At 53.4% G+C, this 9027-nt stretch carries 8 protein-coding genes; 6 read left to right on the forward strand and 2 right to left on the reverse strand.

Translation table 11 applies throughout. From position 1 onward, the window contains the following. Positions 1 to 38 precede the first annotated feature (38 nt). The 3 genes from Q0336_RS01530 (at position 39) to Q0336_RS01540 (ending at position 4603) form a co-directional block, all read left to right on the forward strand. Entirely contained in the window at positions 39 to 2054 is a 2016-nt protein-coding gene (locus tag Q0336_RS01530; RefSeq protein ID WP_298524772.1) for an alpha amylase C-terminal domain-containing protein, read from the forward strand. A 52-nt stretch (positions 2055 to 2106) separates the two neighbouring features. After that, entirely contained in the window at positions 2107 to 3051 is a 945-nt protein-coding gene (locus Q0336_RS01535) for a ribose-phosphate pyrophosphokinase (RefSeq protein ID WP_298524775.1), read from the forward strand. 463 nt (positions 3052 to 3514) lie between these two features. Then, positions 3515 to 4603 (forward strand): mannose-1-phosphate guanylyltransferase, encoded by a 1089-nt coding sequence (locus Q0336_RS01540; RefSeq protein ID WP_298524777.1) that lies wholly within the window; start codon positions 3515 to 3517, stop codon positions 4601 to 4603. Positions 4604 to 4738: 135 nt separating this feature from the next. Here Q0336_RS01540 and ispF read toward each other — a convergent pair whose 3' ends face one another. Both ispF and porV read right to left on the reverse strand, forming a co-directional pair. Further along, complete coding sequence (ispF, locus tag Q0336_RS01545; RefSeq protein ID WP_298524778.1) at positions 4739 to 5239, reverse strand: 2-C-methyl-D-erythritol 2,4-cyclodiphosphate synthase; 501 nt, start codon at positions 5237 to 5239, stop codon at positions 4739 to 4741. A 15-nt stretch (positions 5240 to 5254) separates the two neighbouring features. Further along, on the reverse strand, positions 5255 to 6400 hold the full coding sequence (porV, locus tag Q0336_RS01550) for a type IX secretion system outer membrane channel protein PorV (RefSeq protein WP_298524780.1): 1146 nt from the start codon (positions 6398 to 6400) through the stop codon (positions 5255 to 5257). A 944-nt stretch (positions 6401 to 7344) separates the two neighbouring features. On the opposite strand from porV, the gene Q0336_RS01555 reads away from it, so the two are divergent. Genes Q0336_RS01555 through Q0336_RS01565 form a run of 3 tightly spaced genes read left to right on the forward strand, consistent with a single transcriptional unit; the run spans position 7345 to position 8850 of the window. Continuing rightward, positions 7345 to 7815: an outer membrane beta-barrel protein gene (locus Q0336_RS01555; protein WP_298524782.1), complete on the forward strand. Its 471-nt coding sequence runs from the start codon at positions 7345 to 7347 to the stop codon at positions 7813 to 7815. 14 nt (positions 7816 to 7829) lie between these two features. Next, positions 7830 to 8321, forward strand: a complete 492-nt coding sequence (locus Q0336_RS01560; RefSeq protein ID WP_298524785.1) for a hypothetical protein — start codon at positions 7830 to 7832, stop codon at positions 8319 to 8321. A 4-nt stretch (positions 8322 to 8325) separates the two neighbouring features. Next, positions 8326 to 8850 carry a hypothetical protein gene (locus Q0336_RS01565; RefSeq protein WP_298524787.1) on the forward strand — a complete coding sequence of 175 codons (525 nt, stop codon included), beginning with the start codon at positions 8326 to 8328 and terminating at the stop codon, positions 8848 to 8850. Positions 8851 to 9027 lie beyond the last annotated feature (177 nt).

Genomic DNA, 9027 nt, shown 5'->3' on the forward strand with positions numbered 1-9027 from the left:
TCACACGCCCTAGGTACACATACATTACAGACACGACTATGACGAAGTTAGTAGCAAACGACCCTTGGCTCAAGCCCTATGAAGAGCGCATCCGCCGTCGCATGGAGTTCACCCACGCTCGTGAACGATCCATTACTCAAGGGGGAGATGTCCCTCTAGAACAATTCGCTGACGGCTACCTTCACTACGGCTTGCATAGGGATAAGAAGAAGGGTTGCTGGATCCTTCGGGAGTTCCTCCCAGGGGCACATAGCGTCCAGCTCATCGGCTCCTTCAATGATTGGCAGCGCATGTCCGTCTGGAAGCTCAAGCGTGTCGATGACTATGGAAACTGGGAGATCCATATCTCCGATAAGGTGCTGCACCATGGAGACCTTTACCGCCTCTTCGTCTGTTGGGGCCATGGCTGTGGGGAGCGCATCCCTGCATGGGCTAGCCGTGTTGTCCAAGATAGTGAGACGGGGATCTTCAGTGCCCAAGTTTGGGATCCCGAAGAGCCTTACGTCTTCCGCAATGCTCGCCCCGGTAAGCGAGACGAAGCCCTCATGATCTATGAGTGTCATGTGGGCATGTCCTCTGAGGAGGGTAAGGTAAGCACCTACCGAGAGTTCCAAGAGCAGGTACTCCCTCGCATCGTCGATCTAGGCTACAATGCTATCCAGATCATGGCGGTGCAGGAGCATCCTTACTATGGCTCCTTTGGCTACCATGTCTCGAGCTTCTATGCTCCGAGTAGCCGCTTCGGTACACCCGATGAACTGAAGGCACTGATCGATGCTGCCCACGGCCTTGGGCTCAAGGTCATCATGGACCTTGTGCATAGCCATGCGGTGCGCAATGAAGTCGAAGGCCTAGCTCGCTATGATGGCTCTCGTACACTCTTCTTCCACGAAGGACCACGAGGAGATCATCCTGCTTGGGACTCGCTCTGCTTCGACTATGGGCGCAACAATGTCATGCACTTCCTCCTGTCGAACTGTAAGTATTGGCTTGAGGTCTTCCAGTTCGATGGTTTCCGCTTCGATGGAGTCTCCTCCATGCTCTATTATAATCACGGGCTAGGGGAGAGCTTCACCTCCTATTCTGACTACTTCAATGGCCTGCAGGATGCCGATGCGATGGCTTACCTGACACTGGCCAATAAGCTCATCCATAGCGTCTACCCCGATGCGATCACCATCGCTGAGGAAGTGAGTGGGATGCCTGGGCTTGCCTCTCCGATCGAGGATGGTGGCTTTGGCTTCGACTATCGCCTCTCGATGAATATCCCTGACTTCTGGACGAAGCTCATCACCGAGCGTCCTGATGAAGAATGGAGCCCAGGGGCTATCTGGCACGAACTGACCAACCGCCGTGAGGAGGAGAAGACGATCAGCTATGCGGAGAGCCATGACCAAGCCCTTGTGGGAGATAAGACGATCATCTTCCGTCTGGCAGATGCAGAGATGTACTGGCACATGAGCCACTCAAGCCGTACGCTGCAGACCGACCGAGCTGTCGCTCTGGATAAGCTCATCCGTCTAGCTACCGTCTCGACGATGAATGGCGGGTATCTGAACTTCATGGGGAATGAGTTCGGTCACCCCGAATGGATCGACTTCCCTCGTGTGGGTAATGACTGGTCGTACCACTATGCTCGTCGTCAGTGGAGCCTAGCGGACAATGAGGATCTCCTCTACCATGACCTGCAGTCCTTCGACAAGGCGATGGTTCATCTCGTAAGTTCCTCATCCGAGTTCGCTACCTGCTCACTTCAGCAGTATCATATCCAAGAAGAGGAACAGATCCTAGCCTTTGGCCGTGGAGACCTCATCTTCGTCTTCAACTTCCATCCCACCCGCTCCTACACTGACTATCAGATCATGCTTCCTAAGGGGAGCTACACGGTCGTCCTCGACACCGATAGCAAGGCCTTCGGAGGCTACGGGCTGGTAGATGACAGTCTCACCTATACGTCACTTCCGTATGAAGTGAATACGCTTGACTGCGAGAAGCTAGCTCCTCTGGCGCTCTACATCCCCTCTCGCACGGCACTTGTCCTACGACGCAAATAATAGAAGAAGAGACTCCCCACAATGGAGAGCCCGATAATATTCATACACCCCAATGGCTATTGATACTAAGAATGTTGCCATTTTCGCAGGCTCGGCTTCGCGGGATCTGGCAGCTAAGATCGCAGAGGCTCTAGGTCTACACCTGGGCGACATGCAAGTAGAGCACTTCGCAGATGGAGAATTCTCTGTCTACTACAAGGATAGCATCCGTGGTAAGGATGTCTTCCTTGTTCAGTCTACCTATCCATCTTCGGATAATATCATGGAGCTCCTCCTGATGATCGACGCTGCTAAGCGTGCTTCGGCACACTACATCGCAGCGGTCATCCCTTACTTCGGGTGGGCTCGCCAGGATCGTAAGGATAAGCCTCGTGTCTCCATCGGTGCTAAGCTCATGGCAGACCTGCTGAGCACGGCAGGGGTGACTCGTGTTATCACGATGGATCTGCATGCCGATCAGATCCAGGGATTCTTCAATGTCCCTGTGGACCACCTCTATGCTTCGATGGTCTTCATCGACTATCTCCGCCAGACCTCTGATCTCTCGCGCACGGTGATCGCTACGCCAGACGTAGGTGGGGCTAAGCGTGCTAACTCGTATGCTAAGTTCCTCGGTGTGCCCATGGTGATCTGTCACAAGAGCCGTGCTAAGGCCAATGAAGTCGCCGAGATGACGATCATCGGGGATGTCGAAGGCAAGGATGTCATCCTCGTGGATGATATCGTCGATACGGCTGGGACGATCTGTAAGGCAGCTGACCTGATGATGGCTAACGGTGCTCGAAGCGTACGTGCTGCAGCTAGCCATGCGGTGCTCAGCGATCCCGCTACGGAGCGTATCAACGCTTCTGCACTCCAGCAGATCATCTTTACGGACTCCATCCCCTTGCGCAAGCAGTCGGATAAGATCCACATCGTCTCGGTGGCTAATATCTTCGCCGAAGCGATCAACCGTGTCATCAACCACGAGTCGATCAGCATCCTCTACTCCATCTAGTTTGCTTAGGGGCTCTCCTCGCTCTGGCAAATAGCACGAAGATCGGTCGCTCCGTCCTAGGATGGAGCGACCGATCTTTTTGTTGTTATGTACCACCTCCACCAAGGGGGGGCTTCAGCGGTAGGCAAGCTAACTTTCTTGCTTGTCGTTCGGGTAATTTCACCCTCAAACCTAGGCGTATATATCAGCCCTTAGGAAGCCCCCAAATAAAACCTACTGTAGGTCGTCTTACCGACCCACGGTAGGTCGATCGACCGACCCACAGTGGGTTTTCGGAGCGACCTACGGTAGGTCGCTCTATTAGACCTTCGCATAGGGTAGTCCTAAGAGATAAGATATGGTTCATATTTGGAGCCGTGTTTTTAGTTAGGACTCTATTTTTCTATGACATTATGATAGTCGTACCGCTTAATTCGTTATATTTGTGTAGTTAATAGTAACCCGGATAGTTAATATAGAGACTATGCACACAGATAACTATTGCGTCATCATGGGTGGCGGAGTCGGCAGTCGCTTCTGGCCTTACAGCCGTGAGACGAAGCCCAAGCAGTTCCTTGATATTTTCGCAACAGGTCGCTCGCTTCTGCAGATGACTTACGATCGCTTCTCTAAGGTGATCCCCAAAGAGAACTTTGTCGTCGTAACTAATGCCATTTACCGTGATTTAGTCCTTGAGCAGCTCCCCGAGCTGACCCCTGGGCAGGTGCTTTTGGAACCCATGCGCCGCAATACGGCTCCTTGCATCGGCTGGGCTACTTATCATATTCAGGCTAAGAATCCCAACGCTAATATCCTAGTCACTCCAGCTGACCACCTGATCCTTCAGGAGGACATCTTCGACGAAGCGATCCGTCGCTCCCTGGAATATGTACGTGAGCATCCCAAGCTCGTGACCCTAGGTATTCGCCCCTCTCGTCCCGAGACGGGCTATGGATATATCCAGTTCACAGACGCTGAGGAAGAACACTTTGTCAAGGTGAAGACCTTCACCGAGAAGCCTAACCTAGAGATGGCTAAGGTCTTCTACGAAAGTGGAGAATTCCTATGGAATAGTGGGATGTTCGCTTGGAATGTCCGCACTATCTTGGATGCTTTCAATCTCCACCTCCCAGCCTTGACTTCTGTCCTTGACGAGGCCAATGGGGCCTATGCTACTTCGGAGGAGCAAGACCGAGTCAGTGCCATCTTCTCTCAGTGCCCCAATATCTCTATTGACTATGCTGTGCTGGAGAAGGCGGACAACGTGATGGTGCTCCCCGTGGACTTTGGCTGGGCTGACCTCGGCACTTGGGGCTCACTCTACGAGCTGAAGCGTGAGGAGCCTGAGGCGAATGTCGCCCTGCATACCGAAGCTCTTTTCTACGAAGCTCAAGGCAACATCGTCTCGCTCGATGGAGAGGAGAAGGAACAGCTCGTCGTCGTCCAAGGGATCGATGACTGCATCATCGCTCAGAGCAAGGGGGTCCTGCTCATCTGCAAGCGAGACCAAGAGCAGCGTATCAAGGACTTCATGGGCGAAGCGTCTCTGCGCTACGACAAGAAATTCGATTAGTTAGTGCTGGGTAGACCTTTGCTCTCCCAGAGCTAAGCACAAGATAAAGACAAGAGCCTCTGGATCACGATCGTGATCCAGAGGCTCTTGCTTTTGGAGGGCGAAGGATGCTTACCCTAAGAGGACTTCGACCGCTTACTCTAGGGCAGAGGCATGGGCGATGAGTGCCGTAGCATAGGCGGCCATGCCTTCCCGATGTCCGACGAAGCCCATGCGCTCCGAGGTGGTAGCCTTCAGAGAGATCGCAGAGGAGGGGATGCCCATGACCTCGGACATGACTCGGCGCATCTCGGGGATGTGGGGATTGAGCTTAGGCGCTTCGGCGGCGATGGTAGCATCGATGTTGCCGATCTCGTAGCCTGCCTCTCGGATGAGCTGGCAGGTGCGCTCGAGGAGGATCTTGCTGTCGATCCCCTTGTAAGCCATATCTGTCGGGGGGAAGTGCACCCCGATATCCCCAAGGGCAGCAGCTCCTAGGAGAGCATCGCAGACAGCATGCAGGAGGACATCGGCATCCGAATGTCCTTCGAGTCCCTGCTCGTAGGGGACCTTGATACCGCCGAGCCAGAGTTCGTAGCCGTCACTTAGGCGGTGTACGTCGTAGCCGAAGCCCGTGCGGAAGGGTATTTGTCGCATAAAGTGGGTTGATACTTATTTGAAGAGGTTGCGCAGACCTTCGATGTCGAAGGCGAGGTTGAAGCGCAGGGTTTGATCAAGCGGGTTGTCTGAGATCGTGGACATCAGGTAGGAGGCATCGACACGGAAGGCACTTAGGCGGAAGCCTACCCCAGCGGTGAAGGCCTGAAGATTGCCCTTGGTCGGATGCAGGTAGCTGTACCCAGCTCGCACGAAGAGCTTATCGTTGTAGTTGTATTCAGCCCCAAGGCTCCAGTGCACTTCTTTCAGCTCTTCGGAGAAGCCTCCAGGAGCGTCAGTGAAGCTACGGAAGATACCCGAGATAGCGGAGATCTTCTGATACTCTTCGGCCTTCTTTGCGTCGCCGAGGGCGGGGGTAGGCACGAGGAGCTTATTGGCTTCTACGTTGAAGGAGATCATGTTGAGCTCATCGATGGGGTAGAGGAGTCCCGTACCGATCCCGAGGTTGGCGGGGATGAATGAACTGGTCGTACCTCCATCGAAGGAGATCTTCGTCCCGAGGTTGCGCATGTTGAAGCCCAGCGACCAGAGGCTCTCGGCGCCGCCGATGTTGATGTACTTGCGCAGATAGCCCGAGATGTCAGCTGCGAAGGCCGAACCTGGGCTGTTCCCCTTCTCCTTGGATCCTTGGTCAGAGTGGATGTAGCGCAGAGCTACAGCCATGGAGTAGCTTTCGGAGAGCTTGCGTGCATAGCTAGCGTCGATGGCGAACTCGTTCGGGTGAGCTTCGCCTAGGCTTCGTCCAGAGGCATCCCACGAAGGGAGCTTGCCCAAGGTGAAGTAGCGCAGAGAGGCCCCGAGGGCTTGACGATCATCCTCGCCGAGCTTCATGTAGCCCGAGACCTGCATCAGGGCGATGTCACTCACCAGACGTGAGAGCCAAGGGGTATAGCCGAGGGTGAAGCCAGCCTTGCTATTGATGAAGGCAAACTTGGCAGGGTTCCAATACTGCGCATAAGGGTCGGGGGTGGTGGAAGTCCCTTGGTCTCCCATACCTGCTGCTCGAGCATCGGGTGTGATCTGGAGGGAGGGGACGGCAGCTGTCACGGGGTTGAAGTACGTAGCTTCTTGGGCTTGTGCTTGGAGTGAGCCTCCAAGGACACAGAGTGTCAGTGCGGTAAGGATTGTCTTTTGGTTCATAACGATTGGGCTACCTTTTTCCGAAGGGGAGCTAAGTAAGAGATACCATAGCTAGATAATGTAGGACAAATATACGACTATCCCTTGTATATCTGCCTATTAGAATAGAAGATATAGAGGCTTGATCCGTTGCGCTTGGGCGAGCCCCTCTAAAAGTCTCTCGGTTAGCTGTGTTCTTTTGCCTTTGCTTGCACCCTGTTGAAGTGTTCTGTCGGGTGAAGGTAGCGGCTCGGAATGGCTCTGGATAGATTAGCTCTTGGCTCGGCAAAGACAGAGCTCTCCGTATCGGGGAATTTTACCCCTTCGGAGTCGGCTATCCGAAGACCCTAAAAATCGACCCACGGTAGGTCGCCCTTAAAACCTACTGTGGGTCGTCCTTGCGACCTACGGTAGGTCGTCGATGCGACCCACGGTAGGTCGTTTTTTACCCCTTCGGAAGACTTCGCTCGGAGCGCTCTCGACAGCACCCTTTCACCCCGTGGATCGCCCCTACAAATTGGTCGGGATGAAGTCCTTCCTTCGCTAGCCTATTTTTCTCCTCCTTCCCCTGCAGTGAAGTCAGCCAAAAGCATGGGAGGAGGAAGCCTAGGTTGCACCTCATTAAAGAGGGTAATTGATCTTCAATATCGACTTATTTATGCCGTCTATGAAGAAAAGAGTCCTACGTACTATAATAAGCTATATATTTGCCCGAAAGTAACTGATGCGTACAATTATCACTACTAAGCATATCGCAGTATCAGGCTCTGAGAAGCCTCGTAGTACTACGAGGTATTGTGTGCAAGGCACACAATACTAAGACCTACACCTCACCACAAATTACTAGGCACAGCCTACACGCCATCTCTCCAGGGGAGGGGGTGTGTAGGCTGTGTCGTTCTTTTTCGTGCTGAATCACCTGCTTTTTAATTCACCTATCTATAACTTCTAATTTGATTAAGCGTATGAAGAAAATCTTCCTCGCAGTTACTCTCCTTGCTATGGGGAGTAGTATTTTTGCCCAGCAGAAGGGTGACCTTTCTCTGGGGGCTAACCTTGCCTTCCAGACTTCAGGTTCGGATATTGGTATCGGCGCTAAGGCTCGCTATGGGCTCTCTGAGCGTGTCCGTCTTGATGCGGGTCTGACCTACTTCCTTCCCAAGGCGAGTGTCTCTTCGCTGGAGCTGGCAGTGAATGCGCACTACCTCTTCCCTCTCAAGGATTCTAAGTTCACACTCTATCCTTTGGCTGGGCTGGGTTACTATCATACCCTCGTCTCTGGTGGACTCTCCGCAGGTAAGTTCCTCGTGGATTTTGGTGGTGGTGCTTCCTATAAGCTCAGTGAAGGGCTATCCCTAGGAGCAGAAGCCAAGTATCTGCTGGTGAGTGGGCTCAATTCCCCTCAGATCAGTGTCCATGCAATGTTTGATCTCTAGGCGCTTACCCGAAGATGAAGATTAAGAATATCTGTGTCTATTCCCTTCTATCTTTGACTCTGGCGGTCAGCCTGAGCTCTTGTTTGGATGAAGAACCTAAGCGTGCGACTACGGAGATCCAGCGTGATCAGCGCCCTACGGAGAAGCAACTCCGTGACCTCGTCGATCAGGCGGCTAATCGTGTGGCAGACCTGAAGAGCCGTGCGATCTCCCCCAATACTCGCCATGAGGTCACCTACAACTATGACGAGAAGCAGATCCGCTACGACGAAGCCAAGGACAAGGTGTTCGTGCCTGTGACCATCCGTTGGAAAGCTCGTAAGACGGTCATCTCTGATTCGAAGCACAACTTTGAGATGCGTGGCGATCTGACCATTGACCTGGGCTTCCGTCCTAGCTCTTACCCAGTGGTCTTCCGCCCCACCTTCGCTAACGATGTGACCAAGGAGATCGCTACCGGTGATGCTGCCACCTCTACCCTTACCTTTGACCTAAAGAAGAAGTAACTCTATGAAACGTATATTCACCCGACCCTTTGTTGGACTACTGCTGTGCTTTGCCCTTCTCTCGGCGATCCTCCAGAGCTGTGAGGTGTCGCATAAGGCTTCCCGATCCCAGCGCCTTGAGCCTACAGAGGCTGAGATACAGCGCCGTCTGCGTGCCGACTACGGAGGCGTCCTAGACCAAGCAGGTGCCGAACTAGCTCAGCGAATCCAGAAGAAGATCGCCCCATCTAGCGGTAAGGAACTTCGCCACACGATCAATCTCTATCCTGTCTCCTACAATGAAGATGAGACGATGGTGGGCTGTCCTATCGAAGTCACCTTCCTTGCTCGAGACTTCTGGGGTGGTGTAGGCTATGGCACATGTAAGGTCTCTGGGGCTCTGTGGCTCCAAGTGCCTCAGTATCGAGGGCGTCCCTATCGGGTCATCTTTGAGGCCAATGGGTACAACGACCAGCTCAAGAAGGTATCTAATGATGCTAAGCTCAAGTGGCTGAACGAGGGGATTACCTTCGATATGCCCCTGCGCTGATCCTCTGATCCTTCCCCTATCGATGGAGTATCCCCTGCCTGCCCTCTTCGGAGTGTGTGGGCAGGGGATACTACCCTTTAAAAATAGGACTTTGGGAGGGTGAAAAAAACAACCCAAGGTAGGTCGCTCTTAAAACCTACTGTGGGTCGTCCTTGCGACCTACGGTAGGTCGTCGAT

It is taken from the genome of uncultured Porphyromonas sp. (genome assembly GCF_938039215.1).
Lineage (GTDB): Bacteria > Bacteroidota > Bacteroidia > Bacteroidales > Porphyromonadaceae > Porphyromonas.

What these genes read in the sequence shown, in the direction of transcription:
- porV (WP_298524780.1), bottom strand. Translation starts at nt 6,400, where the DNA reads ATGAACCAAAAGACAATCCTTACCGCACTGACACTCTGTGTCCTTGGA.
- Q0336_RS01565 (WP_298524787.1), top strand. Translation starts at nt 8,326, where the DNA reads ATGAAACGTATATTCACCCGACCCTTTGTTGGACTACTGCTGTGCTTT.
- Q0336_RS01555 (WP_298524782.1), top strand. Translation starts at nt 7,345, where the DNA reads ATGAAGAAAATCTTCCTCGCAGTTACTCTCCTTGCTATGGGGAGTAGT.
- Q0336_RS01540 (WP_298524777.1), top strand. Translation starts at nt 3,515, where the DNA reads ATGCACACAGATAACTATTGCGTCATCATGGGTGGCGGAGTCGGCAGT.
- Q0336_RS01530 (WP_298524772.1), top strand. Translation starts at nt 39, where the DNA reads ATGACGAAGTTAGTAGCAAACGACCCTTGGCTCAAGCCCTATGAAGAG.
- Q0336_RS01560 (WP_298524785.1), top strand. Translation starts at nt 7,830, where the DNA reads ATGAAGATTAAGAATATCTGTGTCTATTCCCTTCTATCTTTGACTCTG.
- ispF (WP_298524778.1), bottom strand. Translation starts at nt 5,239, where the DNA reads ATGCGACAAATACCCTTCCGCACGGGCTTCGGCTACGACGTACACCGC.
- Q0336_RS01535 (WP_298524775.1), top strand. Translation starts at nt 2,107, where the DNA reads ATGGCTATTGATACTAAGAATGTTGCCATTTTCGCAGGCTCGGCTTCG.